At 40.8% G+C, this 18,536-nt stretch carries 19 protein-coding genes; 7 read left to right on the top strand and 12 right to left on the bottom strand.

The features are described from left to right. Positions 1–75: 75 nt before the first annotated feature. Positions 76–894, bottom strand: coding sequence for a hypothetical protein (locus JGE69_RS03735; RefSeq protein WP_017399082.1), 819 nt, complete (start codon positions 892–894; stop codon positions 76–78). A 643-nt stretch (positions 895–1,537) separates the two neighbouring features. Between JGE69_RS03735 and JGE69_RS03730 the strand changes: the two genes are divergently transcribed. From JGE69_RS03730 to JGE69_RS03710, 5 genes are all read left to right on the top strand, one after another. Continuing rightward, entirely contained in the window at positions 1,538–2,983 is a 1,446-nt protein-coding gene (locus JGE69_RS03730; RefSeq protein WP_199112345.1) for a cytochrome ubiquinol oxidase subunit I, read from the top strand. Further along, complete coding sequence (gene cydB, locus JGE69_RS03725; RefSeq protein ID WP_005076463.1) at positions 2,976–3,983, top strand: cytochrome d ubiquinol oxidase subunit II; 1,008 nt, start codon at positions 2,976–2,978, stop codon at positions 3,981–3,983. Before JGE69_RS03730 ends, cydB begins: the two co-directional genes overlap by 8 nt. A gap of 14 nt (positions 3,984–3,997) precedes the next feature. Continuing rightward, positions 3,998–4,132 (top strand): hypothetical protein, encoded by a 135-nt coding sequence (locus tag JGE69_RS03720; RefSeq protein WP_000749813.1) that lies wholly within the window; start codon positions 3,998–4,000, stop codon positions 4,130–4,132. Between the two features lie 93 nt (positions 4,133–4,225). Continuing rightward, positions 4,226–5,644, top strand: coding sequence for a PLP-dependent aminotransferase family protein (locus JGE69_RS03715; RefSeq protein WP_199112343.1), 1,419 nt, complete (start codon positions 4,226–4,228; stop codon positions 5,642–5,644). A 100-nt stretch (positions 5,645–5,744) separates the two neighbouring features. Then, positions 5,745–6,662 (top strand): LysR family transcriptional regulator, encoded by a 918-nt coding sequence (locus JGE69_RS03710; RefSeq protein ID WP_019458888.1) that lies wholly within the window; start codon positions 5,745–5,747, stop codon positions 6,660–6,662. A 54-nt stretch (positions 6,663–6,716) separates the two neighbouring features. Here JGE69_RS03710 and madM read toward each other — a convergent pair whose 3' ends face one another. The 9 genes from madM to mdcA are packed head-to-tail and all read right to left on the bottom strand — an operon-like array spanning position 6,717 to position 14,056. Beyond that, on the bottom strand, positions 6,717–7,478 hold the full coding sequence (madM, locus tag JGE69_RS03705) for a malonate transporter subunit MadM (protein ID WP_002114328.1): 762 nt from the start codon (positions 7,476–7,478) through the stop codon (positions 6,717–6,719). A gap of 44 nt (positions 7,479–7,522) precedes the next feature. Then, entirely contained in the window at positions 7,523–7,924 is a 402-nt protein-coding gene (madL, locus tag JGE69_RS03700) for a malonate transporter subunit MadL (protein WP_000587901.1), read from the bottom strand. 53 nt (positions 7,925–7,977) lie between these two features. Then, positions 7,978–8,910: a malonate decarboxylase subunit epsilon gene (mdcH, locus tag JGE69_RS03695; RefSeq protein ID WP_087400504.1), complete on the bottom strand. Its 933-nt coding sequence runs from the start codon at positions 8,908–8,910 to the stop codon at positions 7,978–7,980. Between the two features lie 13 nt (positions 8,911–8,923). Next, positions 8,924–9,532 (bottom strand): malonate decarboxylase holo-ACP synthase, encoded by a 609-nt coding sequence (locus tag JGE69_RS03690; RefSeq protein WP_199112342.1) that lies wholly within the window; start codon positions 9,530–9,532, stop codon positions 8,924–8,926. Next, entirely contained in the window at positions 9,523–10,350 is an 828-nt protein-coding gene (mdcE, locus tag JGE69_RS03685; protein WP_063098642.1) for a biotin-independent malonate decarboxylase subunit gamma, read from the bottom strand. The genes JGE69_RS03690 and mdcE overlap by 10 nt, the downstream gene beginning before the upstream one ends. Then, on the bottom strand, positions 10,347–11,198 hold the full coding sequence (locus tag JGE69_RS03680) for a biotin-independent malonate decarboxylase subunit beta (RefSeq protein WP_199112341.1): 852 nt from the start codon (positions 11,196–11,198) through the stop codon (positions 10,347–10,349). Before JGE69_RS03680 ends, mdcE begins: the two co-directional genes overlap by 4 nt. Then, the gene (locus tag JGE69_RS03675) at positions 11,191–11,490 is read right to left on the bottom strand and encodes a malonate decarboxylase subunit delta (RefSeq protein ID WP_199112340.1); all 300 of its coding nucleotides are present in this window, start codon (positions 11,488–11,490) and stop codon (positions 11,191–11,193) included. Before JGE69_RS03675 ends, JGE69_RS03680 begins: the two co-directional genes overlap by 8 nt. 2 nt (positions 11,491–11,492) lie before the next feature. Then, positions 11,493–12,377: a triphosphoribosyl-dephospho-CoA synthase gene (locus JGE69_RS03670; RefSeq protein ID WP_199112339.1), complete on the bottom strand. Its 885-nt coding sequence runs from the start codon at positions 12,375–12,377 to the stop codon at positions 11,493–11,495. After that, positions 12,377–14,056: a malonate decarboxylase subunit alpha gene (mdcA, locus tag JGE69_RS03665; RefSeq protein WP_199112338.1), complete on the bottom strand. Its 1,680-nt coding sequence runs from the start codon at positions 14,054–14,056 to the stop codon at positions 12,377–12,379. Before mdcA ends, JGE69_RS03670 begins: the two co-directional genes overlap by 1 nt. 404 nt (positions 14,057–14,460) lie before the next feature. Between mdcA and JGE69_RS03660 the strand changes: the two genes are divergently transcribed. Then, positions 14,461–15,648 carry an MFS transporter gene (locus tag JGE69_RS03660; protein WP_199112336.1) on the top strand — a complete coding sequence of 396 codons (1,188 nt, stop codon included), beginning with the start codon at positions 14,461–14,463 and terminating at the stop codon, positions 15,646–15,648. Positions 15,649–15,655: 7 nt separating this feature from the next. On the opposite strand, the gene JGE69_RS03655 is transcribed toward JGE69_RS03660, so the two are convergent. Together JGE69_RS03655 and JGE69_RS03650 are read right to left on the bottom strand one after the other, a co-directional pair. Continuing rightward, positions 15,656–16,249 carry a GNAT family N-acetyltransferase gene (locus JGE69_RS03655; RefSeq protein ID WP_000060327.1) on the bottom strand — a complete coding sequence of 198 codons (594 nt, stop codon included), beginning with the start codon at positions 16,247–16,249 and terminating at the stop codon, positions 15,656–15,658. A gap of 42 nt (positions 16,250–16,291) precedes the next feature. After that, positions 16,292–16,927 (bottom strand): FMN-binding negative transcriptional regulator, encoded by a 636-nt coding sequence (locus JGE69_RS03650; RefSeq protein ID WP_199112334.1) that lies wholly within the window; start codon positions 16,925–16,927, stop codon positions 16,292–16,294. Positions 16,928–17,042: 115 nt separating this feature from the next. On the opposite strand from JGE69_RS03650, the gene JGE69_RS03645 reads away from it, so the two are divergent. Next, positions 17,043–18,533, top strand: coding sequence for a PLP-dependent aminotransferase family protein (locus tag JGE69_RS03645; RefSeq protein WP_199112332.1), 1,491 nt, complete (start codon positions 17,043–17,045; stop codon positions 18,531–18,533). The last annotated feature ends 3 nt before the right edge of the window (positions 18,534–18,536 follow it).

The raw sequence follows: 18,536 nt of genomic DNA, 5'->3' as shown, positions 1-18,536 counted from the left end.
ATTATTTTTTTATAACTGTATTCATTCTTTATATAAGAACCCAAACACAAAGATAAAAAGCTCACATCTCAAAGTCTAAGACGCCTCTTTTTGCCGAATGCTCTGCTGGCTTTGTAATAAGGTTTGTATATATTCTGAATAGACAGATAGTTTCTCGAAAATATGTTCTGAATAAAACATATCATCAATTAAATGTGTCATTTGAGGTGTCGTGAAAGTGTCACACAGCCCTACCAACTCTGCGTTCATTTGAGCAAATTCCGCGCATAATTTGACATAAGTTTCATCTTTATTTTTGAATAATAATTTCCGCATTTCTAAGCTATTTAGGTTTTTTAAGTCATCATCTTTTGTGGTTTTAATCCAATAAATTTTGACCTTTAAAAATTGCTCCAGTGCTTTTAAATGCTCGACATCTACGTCTAAACTCGTAATTAAAAAAACGGTAGAGAGATCACTTCGGCATAGTGCTTTGATTAGGCTTAAATAGATAAATTCAACTTCATTAAGCTCAGCAAGCTCCAAGTCGATATAAATTTTTAAGCTGTCTAAAACATCATCTACTTTGAATAGTGCTTTTTTCTCAGCTTGGTAATATTTATTAAGAATAGAAAGCACAGGCGTTGTCGCAGGCGTTGTATAAATAGCAGCCTTGTTTAAGTTGGCAAAAATAAATGGTGAAAATAGATAAGCCACACTACTTTGCTGTGGCTCAATATGAGATTGGACTAAATATACAGTTTCAGATTTAGAAAAGTCTCTGAGTACTTTCGCTCTTAATAAAGTAGCTTCAAAATTAACATAGGTTTGCTCTAACTGAGCCAATATAGAAACAGGAACAGGCTGATTTTTAATAATTTTATGTAGAACATTTAGTTGAGAAGTAATAAACATTTTTTAACATCCAAGCTATTTTAGAAGAGCTACACTTAAATCAGGTCTTTAATAACCTACGTAACAACCAGACCTCACGCAAAACAACAAAGGAATAAAAGAGAAGAAACTATTCTGCGCTTATTACCCAAAGTCGCATTCGCTGTATTTTGGAGAGTGATTTTGGCCATTCGTAAATCTTGTTCATTTATTTTGGACTTTTGAAGAATGGATACATAGCTACAGATAATTGAAAAAAAACTATAGCACACCTCATGACTGCTCCAGACTGTTATAGTTTTATAAAAAATTTCTGTATCTACATATACAAAATTAGTAAGTGCATGATTAAGGAAACTTCTTAAGGTAGGTAGTTTTCATGAGACGATCTATTGCATATCGCCAGATATTTCATCAATGTTTCAATGCAACATGCATTTTTACAAATGCAACATCAAGCATAAACTTTGTTAACAGACTGAGAACAATTAATCAGTCTATTCTCTTGAAATATCAAGCAATTATATTGCTTAACCCTGTTGGCATTTTACTTGCTAAGAACATTTATCACAGAAGCAAGTTTAATCGTCAAAATACTTTGTTGCCTGAAAATAAGTATTTAACTCATTTAACCATCATCAGCTAGTTCACAGGGGGAAAGTTTATGAGCCTCGGTCTAACCGCTCTAGAATTAGCGCGAATACAATTTGCTTTTACAGTATCCTTCCATATTATTTTTCCAGCCACTTCCATCGGTCTTGCCTGCTTTTTAGCAGTGCTAGAGTGGAAATGGTTAAGAACCCAAAACCCGATTTATAAAGATCTCTTTAAATACTGGATTAAGATCTTTGCCGTTGCCTTCGGTATGGGTGTGGTCTCGGGCGTGGTCATGAGTTACCAGTTCGGTACGAACTGGAGTGAATTTTCACGTGTCGCCGGAAGTATTACTGGTCCTTTACTTACCTATGAAGTCTTGAGTGCCTTCTTCTTAGAAGCAGGTTTCTTAGGCATTATGTTATTTGGTTGGGGACGTGTTGGTCCTCGAGCCCATTTCTTCGCAACACTTATGGTTGCCATCGGAACATGTATTTCCATGTTCTGGATTTTATCTTCTAATAGTTGGATGCAGACCCCTCAAGGCTTTGCCATCGAAAATGGTATTATTGTGCCAAAAGACTGGTTTGCAATTGTCTTTAACCCATCCTTCCCTTACCGCTTTGCCCACATGGGTGCAGCAGCCTTTTTGGTTTCATCATTATTGGTCGTCGGAACATCTGCATGGCATTTAGTAAAAGGCCGTCGTGATGAATTGGTGAAAAAATCGTTCTCGATGGGTCTCTGGATGGTGCTTGTGACTTCATGTTTACAAGTAGTAATTGGCGATAACCATGGTTTAAACACCCGTGAACATCAACCAGCCAAACTTGCAGCAATGGAAGGTCACTGGGAAACCAATCACAATGAACCTATGCCATTATTGCTATTTGCAATTCCAAATATGAAAGAAGAACGTAACCACTTCGAAGTGGGTGTTCCTTATTTGGGTAGCTTAATTTTAACGCATAGCTTAGATGGCCAAGTGACAGGCTTAAAAGATTTCGCACCTGAAGATCGTCCAAATTCAACGATTGTTTTCTGGAGCTTCCGTGTGATGGTGGGTCTTGGTGTACTCATGGTCACTTTGTCACTCATTGCACTTTGGTTACGTAAGCGTGGAAAACTCTATGAAACTTCATGGTTCCATAAATTTGCCTTGGTGATGGGACCATCTGGTTATGTCGCAATGCTTGCAGGTTGGGTAACTACTGAGGTTGGCCGTCAGCCGTGGGTTGTATACGGCATTATGCGAACTAAAGATGGACTTTCACATACGGTTTCTGCAGATCAAGTTGGACTTAGTCTCTTTATTTTTGTGGTGGTCTATACCATCGTTTTTGGTAGCGGTATTTACTACACCTTAAAACTCATTAATAAAGGCCCTGTATTTATCGATACACCAACTATTGAATCTGGTGGTGTTGGACACTTTAAAACACCAATGCGTCCACTCAGTGCTGTCGATGAAAACATTGACGATAATCAAAAATCTGGGGAGAAACATCATGATTGATCTTTCTTTAATATGGGTCGGTATTATTGGTTTAGGTGTTTTAATTTACGTGGTCATGGATGGTTTTGACTTAGGAATCGGGATTATGTTCCCTTTCATTAAGAACAGCCAAGAACGTGACGTCATGATGAATACCGTCGCTCCTGTTTGGGATGGTAACGAAACTTGGATGGTTCTCGGTGGTGCTGGTCTGTATGCAGCCTTTCCGCTGGTTTATTCAACAGTTTTATCAGCACTCTACCTGCCTATCATTTTCATGGTCATTGCCTTGATTTTCCGTGGCGTTGCTTTTGAATTTCGTTTTAAAGCTCATCGAACCAAACACCTTTGGGACTTGGCTTTCATTTGGGGTTCAGTTTTAACCAGCTTCCTTCAAGGGATTATTTTGGGTGCTTATATTCAAGGGATTAAAACCGAAAATGGTATTTTTGCTGGTGGGTCTTTTGATTGGCTTTCCCCGTTTACGATCTTTACAGGTATTGGCGTAGTTGCGATGTATGCCACTTTAGGATGTGGATGGCTGATCTTAAAAACCGAAAAAGGTTTGCAGCAACGTATGTATGAGCTTATGCCAAAGCTGATTATCGCACTGCTCATTATTTTTGGTGGCGTGAGTTTATATACGCCGTTGACTCATCCTGAAATTGCAGATCGCTGGTTCTCGTTACCAAACCTGTTCTATTTTAGCCCAGTACCGATTTTGGTCTTATTGTTTGTTGGTCTGATTTTATCGGCATGTAAAAAGCAGGATCATGACCTTAAACCATTTGCATATACATTGGCCCTCGTTTTCCTTGCATTTACTGGTTTTGTAATTAGTTTATGGCCATATATTATTCCGCCATCAGTCACAATCTGGCAAGCAGCAGCACCGCATTCAAGCCAGATGTTTGCTTTGGTTGGCGCACTTATTTTAATCCCGATCATTATTGCTTACACCATTGTCTCTTATTGGGTATTTAGAGATAAAGTTCGTGTAGGTGACGAAGGTTATCATTAAGTATGGAGGGTTTTATGAAAAAGTCATCCGTTAAACTCAATCAAACTCAATGGTTTATTCTGTTATGGCTTGGCGGTTTTTTAGCCTTAGCAGTGATTGCAGGATTGTTTAAAGTTATCTTGATTTATGCAGCCCCTTACTTAAAGTAATTCCAATTTTCTAAACAAATGCCGTTTGTAGATTCTGCAAACGGCATTTATTATTGATTCAGTGCATCTTTTTTTATTTCGTGCAGCTCATACATGTATAAATCAGAACAACTCGCTCATAGCATTCGCCAACTCATTGAAAGTGGCACTTTAAGTGCGCATGAAAAATTACCTTCATTAAGAGATCAGGTACAACGCTCTGGCTTTAGTTTAATGACCGTAATGAATGCTTATCAGGAGCTTGAATCACAAGGTCTGATCTATTCAAAAGAAAAATCCGGGTACTTTGTTGCAGAGCAAATTGCACTAAAGCCACTCGAGCAATATTCAGTTGTTTCATTAAATTCTAAAATTGAAATTAATTCCTTAGTTTTTAAATATCTTAAATCGATTCAACATGAATCTGTCGTACCTTTTGGGTCAGCTTTTCCGGACAGTCAGCTTTTAACAGCCCCCAAACTCATTCAAATTATGGGACAGCTTGCGCGGCAAAGACAAAGTTATGACCAGACCACCAGCCTACCGCCAGGCAATTTAGCCTTAAGAAAACTGATTGCTCAGCGCTACTGTATGCAAGGCATACAGACCGACCCAGATGACATTGTCATTACATCAGGAGGTTTAGATGCATTAAACCTTTCGTTGCAAGCAGTTGCTCAACCTGGCGATTATATTTTATTACAGCAAACTGTGTTTTATGGCGCTTGGCAAGCTGCCGAACGTTTAGGGCTTAAAGTGATTACCATTCCTGAACATCCTCAGCATGGTTTTGACTTAGAAGCTTTTGAACAGGTTATTCAAACATATCCAATCAAGGTGTGTTGGCTGATGCTGAATGCTCATAACCCCATTGGTTTTACCGTCAGTGATGACATTAAATATAAAATTGCCAAGTTGCTTCACGAGCACCAAATTTATTTGATTGAAGATGATGTCTATGAAGAGCTTTTTTATGGCGGCCAAAAACCACTTTCAATGAAGTATTTTGACCAACAAAATCTGGTACTTCACTGCTCGTCTTTTTCTAAAACATTAGGTGCAGGTTTTCGGGTCGGTTGGGTGTATGCAGGTAAATTTTCAGACCATATTCAACACTTGCAACTCATGAGTACCATTTCAGTGAATGCACTCATTCAAAATGCATTGGTTGAGTTTTTATCTCATCATCATTATGAAAAGCACTTGCGTACACTTAGACTTTCGCTTGAGCGTTATAAAAAACAGTTTTATCACTATTTAAAGCAACATCTGCCTAGCTCTTGCGAAGTGTATTACTACCCAAGTGGCTATTTTCTATGGGTCAAACTTCCTAGTGCGTTAGACAGTATGCAAGTTTATGAAGAGTTGATTCAGCAAGATATTGGCGTTGCGCCAAGCCCTCTGTTTAGCGTTTTACCTGCACAACAGCATTATTTGAGAATCAATTGCTCTTTTGAATGGAACACTAAAATTCAAGACGCATTAGATCAGGTTATCAAAACCATTCAACAAAGAGTTGAAGCAAATCTCTAAAGAAATGCTTCGACCTAAGCACAATTTTATAGACTTTATTTTGTGGTAACTTTATAGCTCAAATCTATAGTTTTAAGGGAAACAGGTTCAAGGAATTAATATGGAAATTGATGAAGAACTCACCCTGAAAAAAATACAGATTTTTTTAGCTTTTATGCGCTGTGGAAATTTGTCTAAAACAGCGACAGAAATGCAGTTGAGTAATGTCAGTGTTCATAAAGCCTTACACTCTTTAGAAAGCGCTTTACGTTGCCCTCTTTTTAAAAATGAAGGCCGTAATCTCATTCCTTTAAAAAGTGCTTATGTCTTTGAAGAACGGGCGCAAAAAATCGTACAAGACATCTTTATTACCGTAAATAAAACCAGAGAAGCTGCTGGTTTTGCGGCTAAGGTTTTACATTTAGGTTCTCTTTATTCTTTGACTGTAAACACCATTCCAAATGTGATTAGCGGTCTTAAGCTCAGACGTAGTGAGCTTGATATTCAACTGTTGCTGAGTTCGAATCAGGATTTGGTCAAAAAGCTTAAGGCAACTGAGCTTGATGCAATAATTGTAGCTTTAAATGAAACCACTCAAGATGATGACTTTGAAATTTTGCCGATGTTTTCAGATGATATTTTTTTGGCAGTTAATAAAGATTCAAAATATGCCGATTTTAAAGATATTGATTTAAGCCTTTTAAAAGAAGAAACTTTTTTAACTTTAACCAAGGGTTTTGCAACTCATAACGACAGCGACATCATTTTTAAAAAAGCAGGTTTTTCACCAAAAGTTGCTTTACAGGTCAATGATATTTTTACCCTCATTAGTATGGTCAGCTCAGGTGTCGGTTTTGCTCTATTGCCCGGCCGTATTTCTGCAGTTTATGAAAGTTCAGTAAAACTTATTCCACTAAAACAGCAATATCATATGCAGCAAGAAATTGGTCTGGTCTTTTTAAAAAGTAAAGAGCGCGACCCAAACTTACTTGCTCTGATTGCTGAATGTCGTATGTTCGCCACTAATTTTAAAAGATAAATATCGGCAACTTATTAAAAAATAATGAGTTGCCGTTGTGCGATTTTCAAAAATTTATCCAAAAATCGCATTAACCGTTAAGAAAAATACAGAAGGTCCAAGTAAGCACCCTAGTCCTGTATAGAAGGTTGCAACTAAAGCGCCATAAGGTACCAATCGTACATCTGTACCTGCCAATCCAGCAGCCGTACCACTGGTTGTTCCTGCCAAGCCACCAAACACCATGGCAGATCGTGGACTTTTTAGGTACATAAATTTAGCAAGCAGCGGCGTACCGACCATAAAGAAAACTGATTTGATTAAACCAATTGCAATAGAAAGTGCGATGACATCAGAACTTGCACCAATTGCAGTGCCTGTAATTGGACCAACAATATAAGTCATTGCGCCTGCACCAATCGTTGTCATAGAAATAGGATCTCGATAGCCCATAACCCATGCAACCATAACCCCAATTGCAAAAGGCACAACACAACCAAGCATTAATGCAATTAGACCAATTTTGCCTGCTTTCTTCACTTCTTTCACATCAACTTCAAATGCAGTTGAAGCAATAGCCAAATCACGAATCATGGCTCCGCCCAACAGCGCAAAACCAGAAAAAATAGCGATGTCAGAAACGCCTTTGGTTCCTTGCGTATAAACCCCTGCGAAGTAAGCAACAACCAAACCTAAAGTAATCGCGATTGCAGAGCTTTGTAATTTTCCCTTCGTCAAATATTTTGAGAGTAGATGGGAAACGAACATCATTAAACCCGTTACGGCAAGAGCAGTAACTAATGCATTTTTTGATAACACAGCAATTATAGCGTCCATCATTTAAATCCTTTTTGATTGAACTTTTTGTAGTTTATGTTTGCTTAGGCTATTTTTTCTTTGGTTTCTATTGTCCATTCATAAGTTTCATAGTCACCACTAATTCTATTTAAATAACGGATGACTAAAACCGTACCGATCAACGATGCAATAGAGACAATCAGCCCTAACATGCCACCTGATAAAGCGGCAACGACATTTTGACCTGCTGACATCGCAACTACGATCGGAATATACATACCTGACCAATACAGGACGCCAAATTGTGTGACTTGAGGTAAGTAACCTTTTTTTGCCAATAATTCTTTAGATAAGATTAACAAAATCATCGAAATAGCCACTCCACCGACATTGGCTTTAACGCCTAATACCATGCCTAAGGTGTTGCCAAGATAGTCACCTAATAAATGGCAGATTGCTAATATTGCTGTTCCATAAATAATCATTGTAAATCCCTCATATCCTTGGGTTATTACTCAATTTTTAATTTGTATTGTAATTACAAAGAAGCATTATTTTCGTTTTGCATTGCCAATTGAATGCTGTCTAAACGTGTTCCCTGAAATGACAATACAGTTCCTTCTTTAAATATTCGACGTGCAAGTGTAGTAAGCACCGTTCCCGGTAAAGCTTCTATCTGCAATCTCACACCTCGCTCCCATGCAGCTTGGATGGTACTTTCCCAATCTACAGTTCGACTCATGTTAAAAGCTAAGTCATCACCAATCTGTTCTGGCCTGCCAAGTGTACGAGCCGTTGTACCACTTAAATAACGTATTTTAGGCTGCTTTAAAGTGACTCCCTCCATAAACGCTGCAAGTTGCTTTGCTTGCTGGCTTAATAATTCACAGTGCGATGGCACCGATACATCTAATTTTTTTGCCACCACGCCTTGTTGCTTTGCCAAAACAGCAACTTGGTTCATGGCTTCAAAGCTTCCTGAAATAACGATCTGGTTATGTGCATTAATATTCGCGACAAAAACCTCTGGCGTTATTTCATAAATCTGTTTGACCCATGCTTCAACTGCTGCACGATCTGTACCAATCAGAGCTGTCATGCCATAGCCAGTTGGATAGGCGTTTTGCATGAGTTCACCTCGATAGGCAACCAAACGAACGGCATCCTCAAAGGCTAAAACTCCTGCTACAACCGCAGCCGACCATGCGCCAATTGATAGACCCGCTACATAATCAGGTGTTAAGTTTTCCGCTGTTAATAAAGCTGAACTCACCACACCTGAAATCAGTAAACAAAGCTGTACTGCACGTGTCGACTGCAATGCAGCCGGACTATCTAGCATCAAGACATCTTCTTTGAGTGCATCCGATGCACGCTCAAGGTATTCTTTAACCAGAGCGTTTTGAGGTAAGTCGTGCAGCATATTGCTTCGTTGCACACCTTGTCCCGGATATACCCAAATTGAGGCCATGATATCTATTTCCCTAACTCCATGGGTTTTCTACTAAAACGGCCCCATCAGGACGTTTCAATAGAACTTTTCCGCTATTCCTAGCCCACTCTTTTAACGCCAAACCGCCTTGTGGTAGTTGCAGCTGTATATCCACATTGAGCCCGGCTTGCCGAAAATCTTCGAGTAGCTCAATTGCCTGTTTTTTGGCAAAGGGCTGTTCAGCTCGAATCAACACATCTATGTCACTTTGCGGGGTTACTGTTTCAATGCCAGTTGCAAGCTCAAACCCGAAACTTCCTGTATATCCCCAACATCCTGAAAAGTTTTTCATAATGCTAGAAATGCTCTTTAAACGTTCTGCCAAGTGCTCAAACTGTTGCGTATCTATGCGAGTCAGCGCTTCTGGCTTGAGCTGTCTGCTAATCGCTGATCGTGGCATTTGAGCTGCATATCGTTGATGACGAAATTGCCCTCTTATACCCACAGCCACCTGATCTACAGGAGTAATTGCCCGTCGAACCACAACAGGATCACCTCGTTGCAATACCTCTTTCACCCAATGCGGAGCATCATCGGCCAAGCAATCGACCGTCATACCCCACAGTAAATCATGGGCTTCAAGCTTAAGTTTCATGACCATTGCTCACGCAATAATTCACGGACTCTTTTAGACATCTGACGGTTTGGACCGTGAAGTCGTTGTTCCAATCCTCTCGATTGATCAGCATTAATTTCTTTAAACGCTTGAGCGATCACCTGCTTCGCTGACAAAAGATCATCGGTTGTTGGTTGTTCAGGGTTTTCAACAGATAACAGTTCAGATAACAAACCTAGAGTTGCATAACTTTCAATGTCATAAGCCATTGGCGGAATGCTTGAGGCCAATTGCTCTAACTCATCAACCGATCGCAAGGTAACGCGTGCAGCAGATTCCTTACCCATCGCATGCACCATAACACCTGAATCTTTTAAGGCAATAATACGATTGGCTTGGTATCCATGCGCCAAGAAAGCACCCGACATCGACTTACCAACCAATAAACTCACAATAGGATGGCCTACCAATCTGGCTCTGGCATAACTATCTACTGCACCTGCTAAAGCTTGATGAATACCTAATAATTCTTCACGGCGCCCATAGGCCTGACTTGGGACATCAACCAAACATAAAATAGCGCGTTTAGTTTCAGCATGTGCATCGGCTTGAATCACGTCATCAACTGCTTTTGCCAAACTCCAGCCTTCCAGTAGCCCAACCTCACCTTGTCTCGCGCGTGGGAACAGATTATTGCTGTCTTGGACAACTGCAATCACACGTACCGCTTGCTGGTCAATCTGACCATCAGCCACCCAAATAGAAGCTGGAAAACCTTCAACTGTCTTAAATCCCTGCGTGAGTGCTTTAAACCAATGTGCACCACGTGTAGATGCTTTTAATGTATCAACGGCGATATTCATGCTTGCTCTCCTTGATACAAAGCTTGAACCTGTGCTGGGGTAATCTGCTCAGCAGTATCGACTTGTTGTAGCTTCGCTAAATAGAATGAGTAATTTGAACTACGATGCTGCTGAGGCACGCCTTGAGTTAAATAATCGATGACTTGCTGACGAATTTTCTGGCGATCATCGTCAACATAAGCATCTGCCAAACCACTAGCGAAACGCTGATTACCACCAGTAATACTCCATATAAATGGACGATCTTTGGAGTTATATTCTTGCACGCCAGCTTCTTGTTCGATCACTTGCGGGCCATTTAAGCCTAAACGTCCCTCTTGTGTCATTACAATATAGCTACATAGGCCAGCCGCAATTGACATACCGCCAAAGCACCCTACACTGCCTGCGACCACTGCAATCACGGGTTGATACTGACGTAAGTTCACAATTGCAGCCTGAATTTCAGCAATTGCTGCCAAACCCAGATTTGCTTCTTGTAAGCGAACGCCGCCCGTCTCTAATAGTAAAATTGCCGCTGTTGGAATACCTTTCAGATTATCTTCAACCGCAAGTTCTAAGGCACCTGCAATTTTAGCTCCACCCACCTCGCCTAAACTTCCACCTTGAAATAAGCCTTCAATTGAAATTAAAACCACTGGGCGTTCTTGAATCGATCCTTTTGCAATCACTACACCATCATCGGCTTGCGGGACAATATTTTGCTGAGCCAACCAAGGCGACATAACGCGAGCAAATGGATCGAGTAACTCTCGAAAAGTCCCTTCATCTAATAATGCTTTAGCACGCTCTCTCGCACTCAGCTCAATAAAATCTTGTTTATTTAACAAACTCTCGATATCAGTCATGAGCAATCTCCTCTAATGCTTGTTCCAGACGTAAGCGAACAACACCGGGGGTTGCACCAAAGTCATGAATATCAATATTGACGGCAGGTGGTATTTGCGCAGTAAAAATTCGTTCAAAAAGATTGTGCCAACGTGCTGCACTGCCATTTACAGAGGTAACGACATGAATAGAGGCTTTGCCTGTTTCACCAGGTTCCATCAAAATTTCTAAATCACCTGAACCAACACATCCTACTAGTGCTTTTTTTACAGGTGGCTCTGTGGCCACAAATTCAAAATGAAGTGTTTCCATAATTAAAATCCCTTTTTATTTTTTAAAGATGAATGCTCAGCACGGTCTATAAACAATGTTGCTGCCAACAAATCTGCGGCTCCACCAGCTGAAGCTTTCATCCGAAGCAGGTCAATCTCTAAAAGATGCAAGGCACGTCGACCTTTTAAGCTTGAGCTACCGCCCAAATCCAATACTTGCTGAGCACCTTGTTGCATACGCTTTAAACCATTTGTGCCAGAGCGATAAAGCACACAGGTATCGGTCAAATCTGTCATCATGGCAAGTAAGGCATCTACGCGAGCGAACTCTTCTTTCATGGGTTTACTACGACTTTGATAAAGTTGCTTTAACCCAAAATTCACAATAGTTGGAAAGCCTTGTTGTGCCTGTTCTTTAGCACCTAAGATGCCTAATTTCTTTTGTACTTGCTGACCATGACTCAAGGCCTGCTTTGGAATAAAACGATCTTCAAGCTGGGCAATCTGGCCTGCTAACTGGCATAGCTCAACAGCCGATAAATACTGTTGATTCGTGCGCGCCAATGCTGCTGCCGTAACCATTAAACCCAAAGCCCAAATTGCGCCGCGATGTGTATTTACACCATCTGTCGCCAACATCATGGTCTTTTCACCTTGACGGCCAATTTCTCCAATGTCTTCGCGTAAGGCTAAACAAATCTCACCATGATGTATGGCTGCTTGAGCCATTTCTTCAAACATCGGGCGTAAACTTTTTGCAGAGCGCTCCATTAACTCCAAAGTCAGGTCATTGTGTGCACCACTGCCACGGCGATCTACCAAAGCTGGTTTCGGTGTCAGATTCACTTCATCAATTAACGCTTCGACCGCTAAACTTGCCAAAAGCTGACTTTCGCTAAATGTTTGATATTGAACTTGTGCCATCATTACCAACTCCTGAATTTTGCAGGGGGTTGATATAAACCATCAGACCATGTCACCAATTCGGCAATATTTTTCGCTGCTAAAAGCTCACGTGTTGCATCGGTGCGGCGGATACCTAAATCTTCAGGGAATACCACCAAGCCTTCGCTTCTTAAGCGTGCTGTTGTTTTAGGGTCTTGAGTTAAACCAATACTGGTCACGCCTGCCACCGCAGCAATCATGGCTTGACGCTCTTCTTGGCTGCTTGCTTTATATAAATAAGCAATGCCTTCTTCGGTGAGTAAATGGGTGACATCATCGCCATAAATCATGATCGGAGCTAAAGGTAGGCCTGCAGTTTTAGCAACATCAATCGCATCAAGGCGATCTACAAAAGTTGGCTTGCCCCCCTCTTGGAAGGTTTCCACCATTTGAACAACTAACTTTTTACCACGTGCCAAATAAGTTTCGGTTTCATTGGCACCTTGCAAGCGCATATCTAACCATGCTGGCGTATCGTGACGACGTCCGCGTGGATCATGCCCCATGTTTGGTGCACCACCGAAACCAGCCAAACGACCTTTGGTGACAGTCGAAGAATGCCCCATACCATCCACTTGCAAAGTTGCGCCAATAAATAGATCAACAGCGTATTGACCTGCAAGCTGACACATCATGCGGTTGGAACGTAAAGCGCCATCACGACCTGTAAAGAAAACGTCGGGACGAGCAGCAACATATTTTTCCATACCGAGTTCGGTACCAAAGCAATGCACGCTTTCAACCCACCCTGTTTCAATCGCTGGAATTAAGGTTGGATGTGGATTCAGAGTCCAGTTTCGGCAGATTTTTCCTTTTAAACCTAAAGACTCACCATAGGTCGGTAAAATCAGTTCAATTGCCGCAGTGTTAAAACCAATACCATGGTTTAACGATTGCACATTATGCTTTTCATAAATTCCGCGAATTGCCATCATGGCCATAAGCACATGCACTGGCTTGATGTGTTTCGGATCACGAGTAAATAACGGTTCGATATAAAATGGCTGATCTGCGACCACCACATAATCCACCCAAGAAGCAGGAATATCGACACGGGGTAACTCTGAGACGTCATCGACCAGTTCATTGACCTGAACAATCACGATACCGTCACTAAAAGCAGCAGGTTCAATGAGTGCTGGAGAGTCTTCGGTACTTGGGCCTGTATAGATATTGCCTTGACGGTCTGCCATAAAGCCCGCTGAGAGCACCACATTTGGAATGAGGTCGACTACCAAACGTGAATATAGTTCGATATAGGTGTGTATGGCACCAATCTCTAGTAAACCATCTTCAATTAATTGACTAATACGTAAACTTTGTGGACCAGCAAAAGAAAAATCGAGTTTACGGGCAATGCCTTTTTCAAACAGATCAAGATGTTCTGAACGCCCAACGCTTGGCATGATCATATGTAAATCATGTAAAACATCTGGATTGGTTTGAGCCAAAGAGCGCGATAAAAAATCAGCCTGCTTTTGGTTATTCCCTTCGAGTACAACTCTGTCACCCGGTGTAATTAAAGTTTCTAAAACTTTAATAATGTCTTGAGTTGGAATCACCACACCATCGGTATATTGGTTTGCCATCTCTAGTTTTAGTTGTTTGGCATGACGCCGCTTTGTCCATAAACGTTCTTTATTCTGAACTGAGCCTTCCATGTGCTTACCTATATAGATCGCAGTTTTGTTCTGAATCTATAAAAACGCTTTATGGAGTTTCAATCAATCAACCTAGATGAGCTGTTATTAACTTCAGGTTAATGATTTATTTTAAGGTTGTAAAAATAATTTGAGAGAATAAAAACACCATCCCCTATATAAATGGACTTATTTAGAAAAATTGGGGCTTTAACTGTTTTGTATCAAACTATCAGATGATAGAATATTAAGTCTGATTATTTAGCTGCAATTACTTGATAAAAAATAGTTTATGCCAAAGTAATATTGTTATATCTATCGCCAAGAACGCTTCAACATTTTCAAGCTGAGCTGTTGATACTTTCTTCTTATATAAAAACACAGCACCCAAACTCATCAATTAACACATATAATTAAATGCTCTCATGCTTCAAAATACGATGCATCGCCAAGTTCTTATTTTGGCGAGTTCCCAATCCCTTTTCCAAACAGTTTCTGTCATGGTCATGACGATTGGTGGTTTGGCTGGGGCAAATATTTCTAATACACCGATACTTGCAACTTTACCCATCGCATCTATGTTTTTAGGTACAGCCTTAATGATGTTCCCAGCCTCAATGTTGATGGCACGTGTAGGACGACGTAACGGTTTTCTATTTGGCGCTTTCTTAGGTGCGCTCGGCGGCATTATTGCATCAATCGGTATCTTTTATAGTTCACTTACTCTCTTAGCTTTAGGCACGCTATGTGTTGGCGCATATCAATCCTTTGCTCAGTTTTACCGTTTTGCTGCCAGTGAAGTCGCAAATGATGCGTTCCGCTCACGTGCTATTTCTTGGGTGATGGCAGGTGGAATTGTTGCAGCTCTCATTGGCCCTACTTTAGCGCGCTTTGGCGGGCCTTTATTCCACCATTTAGAATATATCGGTTCATTTTTAATTATTAGCATCATTTCACTTGTTGCGATGGGGATTTTATCTAACCTACATATTGCCGATACAGTTGAGCAAAAGTCCGATTTTACTGCTGGTCGCCCATGGCAACAGATTGTCTTTCAACCCACCTATTTAGTTGCTCTGTTTGGCGCAGTCACAGGTTACGGCATCATGATTTTAGGTATGACTGCCACACCCATTGCCATGCGACATTCACACCATGAACTTGAGTCAATTACGACAGTCATTCAGCTACACGTGCTTGGTATGTTTCTGCCTTCATTTTTTACTGGAAACTTAATTGCTCGCTTTGGTGTGCTTAAAATCATGTTTGCAGGTCTTTTATTATTTGCCTGCTATATCGGATTTGCTCTCTCAGGTATTCAGTTCACATCTTTTGCAATTTCTTTAATTTTATTGGGTGTGGGATGGAACTTTTTATTTATTGGCAGTACTTCTTTACTCACAGGAACTTATTCTGTGGCTGAAAAAGCCAAAGCCCAAGCCATTAACGATATGACGGTTTTTGTTGTCGGTTTGATTTGTTCGTTTAGTGCAGGTGCTTTTCTGGATTTATTTGGCTGGAAAGCAATGAATATAGCGTTAATACCATGGTTGGTGATTGCCGCAGCTTCTCTCTTCTGGCTAAGCCAAAAAAGAGAAAAGCAGTTTGTTTAAATTCTTTTTAACGCGGTTTACTCAATAACCATTCTAGATTTTGGCGAACCGCAGGCCACTCATGTTTCAAAATGCTATAAACATGAGTGTCCCGCAAAATATCATCTTTTACAATTTGATGGCTTCTCAACACACCATCTAACTTTGCACCTAAACGTACGATCGCGGCTTGACTTTGAACATTTAAAGAAGATGTGCGTAACTCAACCGCAATACAGTTTAAAGTCTCAAATGCATGAGCCAACAATAGCTTTTTACATTCAGTATTTACAGGCGTACGTTGTGCAGACTTTCGATACCATGTTGAGCCAATTTCTACACGGCGATGGGCTTCTTCAATATGCATGAGAGTTGTCATGCCCAGCGCTCGCCCCGTTTTTCGGTCTTCAATATAAAATGGCAACATAGAGCCGGCTTTTTGCAAATCAAGACGTCTTTCAATTTCAGCAGTCATCTGTTCAGGTCTTGGCACACGGGTATACCAAAGATTATAGAGTTCCCCATCGCAAACGGCCTCTTTGAGCGCTTCAGCTTGAGTTACATCTAGCGGCTTTAAAATAACGTGTTCACCCAATAACTCAACAGGTGTAGTCAAAGACATCTTTATCTCCTCAATTGATATTAAGCTTTTATATTTTCAAAATTATTTATTTAACTCAGCCACACTGTACATGGCATTCGCTATAGTTTGATGACCAGATTTCGATAGGCCATCTACCGCGCCTAAAATGTCCCGGCGTTCTTTGTTTTGCCCAAGTTTTGATTTTCCTTGCAGCTTGGTAATTTCAATCTCAATACCTACAATGGCTTTTAACATCAGTTCAAGATAATCCTTGGGTGCATCGGACATTTTCCATGGTTCAGGTTGAGAAGCTTCATGGGTGCGGGTTAAGCGAGCCACTACACCACGAACATAGCGTTCATCATCTCGAATCGTCACTTTGCCATATGCATGCACAACCCTATAGTTCCATGTGGGTACTTGTCTGTGCTGTTCATGTTTGGATGGGTACCAGTTTGGTGAAATATAAGCATCTCCTGCTTGAAAAACGACCAATACCTCATCTCCATTTTTAATGGCCTGCCAAACAGAATTATTTCGTGACACATGGGCATGTAGCATGGCAAATTTCCCTTCATTTGCTTGCAACTCGAATGGAAGATGATTTGCATCTAAGCCATTACTTCCATGCGTAAAAAGCACCCCAAATGGATAGTCTGCAATAAGAGAATGCAATACATCCAAACGGTTTTCTGCAAAATCATCAGGGATATACATGGCTAAAAACCTCGCTGTAAATATCAGGGCTATTTATATTTTGTGTTGTAAATTTTCTGGTTTCTGTGGTTTATTAAAAAGAACCACTTTGTATTTTTTTAAGTAGACCAGAATTATGGCAAGAATGGCAAAAGTTGTGGAACTTCCGTCTATTGCAAAGATTGATAAAAGCCAAGGAAAGATAAGTGCTCAACTGACACAAGCTTTACGTGAAGCTGTACAAAGTGGTGATTTACAACCCGGCGATCCATTGCCTTCTTCTCGTGAACTAGCTTTAACCCTAGGTGTCGCTCGCGGAACCATTATTGAAGCTTATGATCAGCTTTTAGCTGAAGGTGTGTTTGACTCTCAACCACGAACTGGCACTTATGTGTCTCATGCTTTGGTTAAAACATCTGTAATACAACATTCATCAAAAGAAAATAAACCTAACTCGATATCTTTGACCAAATCGGCACGTTCATATGCCAAAGTGCTTGATGAATTTAAGCCACTTCCCCATGTTCCTTTTGCGGTATCTGTCCCCGTTGGACGTACTCAACCAAGTGATATTTGGCGTAAATTTGGTAATAAATTTAGATCACGGGGAGCAGGTGTTCCTTCGGGTTATGGTGAACCTCAAGGGGTGTTATCACTTAGAGTTGCTATAGCAGACTATATACGACGGTCACGTTCTGTCCACTGCGAACCTGAACAAATCGTGATTACGCCCGGCATTCAACAGTCACTTTATATTTGCAGCCAAATTTTATTTGAGGCGAAAGATGAAGTTTGGGTTGAAGATCCAGCTTATCGCGGTACAACAGCAATTTTTGAGCATACTGTGCAAAACATTCGTATAGTACGTGTTCCTGTTGATGAAGAAGGCATTCAGGTTGAAACTGGCATTAAGCTTTCTAAACATGCACGTGCTGCTTTTGTGACGCCGTCTCACCAATATCCACTTGGCATGCCGATGAGTCTAGCAAGACGTACGGCTTTATTGGCTTGGGCAAAACAGCAAAATGCATGGATCATTGAAGATGACTATGACAGTGAACTCCGTTATAACGGTCAGCCCTTCCCATCTTTACAAGGCATGGCACCTGACCAAGTCATTTATCTTGGGACTTTCAGCAAAGTCTTATTTCCATCGCTTAGGCTTGGCTATGCAGTGTTGCCTAAAGAACTGGTAGCTCCTTTTTGTGGGCTCAGAGTATTAATTGATAGACACCCGCCTGCTGCCGACCAACACGTTTTGGCTGCTTTTATTCAAGAGGGTTATTTAGAACGGCATATTCGACGTACTCGAAATGTCTATGCAGAAGTTCGAGAATACATTATTGATCTGATTGAAAAATACATACCTCAAGAACTGGCTTGGTTACAGCCGGGCGATCAAGGCATGCATATGGTGTTATGGCTTGCTCAACATATTAATGATATTGACGTTGCAAGCTCGGCAGTCGATGCAGGTATTGCCATCAAAGCAATTTCACCGACATTTTCAAAAGAGCGGCGACGTTCGGGTTTAATTGTCGGCTTAGGCGATTTTGAACCCGAACTGATGCAACAAGCTATCAAAAAATTATCAAAGATTATTCAACAGCACGCCAAGTCAATGTAGGTA

It is taken from the genome of Acinetobacter sp. C13 (assembly GCF_016809775.1).
GTDB lineage: Bacteria > Pseudomonadota > Gammaproteobacteria > Pseudomonadales > Moraxellaceae > Acinetobacter > Acinetobacter pittii.
The sequence above is the reverse complement of the archived record's forward strand: the minus strand, read 5'-3'. Positions and strand labels throughout refer to the sequence as shown.

What these genes read in the sequence shown, in the direction of transcription:
- JGE69_RS03735 (WP_017399082.1), bottom strand. Translation starts at nt 894, where the DNA reads ATGTTTATTACTTCTCAACTAAATGTTCTACATAAAATTATTAAAAAT.
- JGE69_RS03730 (WP_199112345.1), top strand. Translation starts at nt 1,538, where the DNA reads ATGAGCCTCGGTCTAACCGCTCTAGAATTAGCGCGAATACAATTTGCT.
- cydB (WP_005076463.1), top strand. Translation starts at nt 2,976, where the DNA reads ATGATTGATCTTTCTTTAATATGGGTCGGTATTATTGGTTTAGGTGTT.
- JGE69_RS03720 (WP_000749813.1), top strand. Translation starts at nt 3,998, where the DNA reads ATGAAAAAGTCATCCGTTAAACTCAATCAAACTCAATGGTTTATTCTG.
- JGE69_RS03715 (WP_199112343.1), top strand. Translation starts at nt 4,226, where the DNA reads ATGTATAAATCAGAACAACTCGCTCATAGCATTCGCCAACTCATTGAA.
- JGE69_RS03710 (WP_019458888.1), top strand. Translation starts at nt 5,745, where the DNA reads ATGGAAATTGATGAAGAACTCACCCTGAAAAAAATACAGATTTTTTTA.
- madM (WP_002114328.1), bottom strand. Translation starts at nt 7,478, where the DNA reads ATGGACGCTATAATTGCTGTGTTATCAAAAAATGCATTAGTTACTGCT.
- madL (WP_000587901.1), bottom strand. Translation starts at nt 7,924, where the DNA reads ATGATTATTTATGGAACAGCAATATTAGCAATCTGCCATTTATTAGGT.
- mdcH (WP_087400504.1), bottom strand. Translation starts at nt 8,910, where the DNA reads ATGGCCTCAATTTGGGTATATCCGGGACAAGGTGTGCAACGAAGCAAT.
- JGE69_RS03690 (WP_199112342.1), bottom strand. Translation starts at nt 9,532, where the DNA reads ATGGTCATGAAACTTAAGCTTGAAGCCCATGATTTACTGTGGGGTATG.
- mdcE (WP_063098642.1), bottom strand. Translation starts at nt 10,350, where the DNA reads ATGAATATCGCCGTTGATACATTAAAAGCATCTACACGTGGTGCACAT.
- JGE69_RS03680 (WP_199112341.1), bottom strand. Translation starts at nt 11,198, where the DNA reads ATGACTGATATCGAGAGTTTGTTAAATAAACAAGATTTTATTGAGCTG.
- JGE69_RS03675 (WP_199112340.1), bottom strand. Translation starts at nt 11,490, where the DNA reads ATGGAAACACTTCATTTTGAATTTGTGGCCACAGAGCCACCTGTAAAA.
- JGE69_RS03670 (WP_199112339.1), bottom strand. Translation starts at nt 12,377, where the DNA reads ATGATGGCACAAGTTCAATATCAAACATTTAGCGAAAGTCAGCTTTTG.
- mdcA (WP_199112338.1), bottom strand. Translation starts at nt 14,056, where the DNA reads ATGGAAGGCTCAGTTCAGAATAAAGAACGTTTATGGACAAAGCGGCGT.
- JGE69_RS03660 (WP_199112336.1), top strand. Translation starts at nt 14,461, where the DNA reads ATGCTTCAAAATACGATGCATCGCCAAGTTCTTATTTTGGCGAGTTCC.
- JGE69_RS03655 (WP_000060327.1), bottom strand. Translation starts at nt 16,249, where the DNA reads ATGTCTTTGACTACACCTGTTGAGTTATTGGGTGAACACGTTATTTTA.
- JGE69_RS03650 (WP_199112334.1), bottom strand. Translation starts at nt 16,927, where the DNA reads ATGTATATCCCTGATGATTTTGCAGAAAACCGTTTGGATGTATTGCAT.
- JGE69_RS03645 (WP_199112332.1), top strand. Translation starts at nt 17,043, where the DNA reads ATGGCAAGAATGGCAAAAGTTGTGGAACTTCCGTCTATTGCAAAGATT.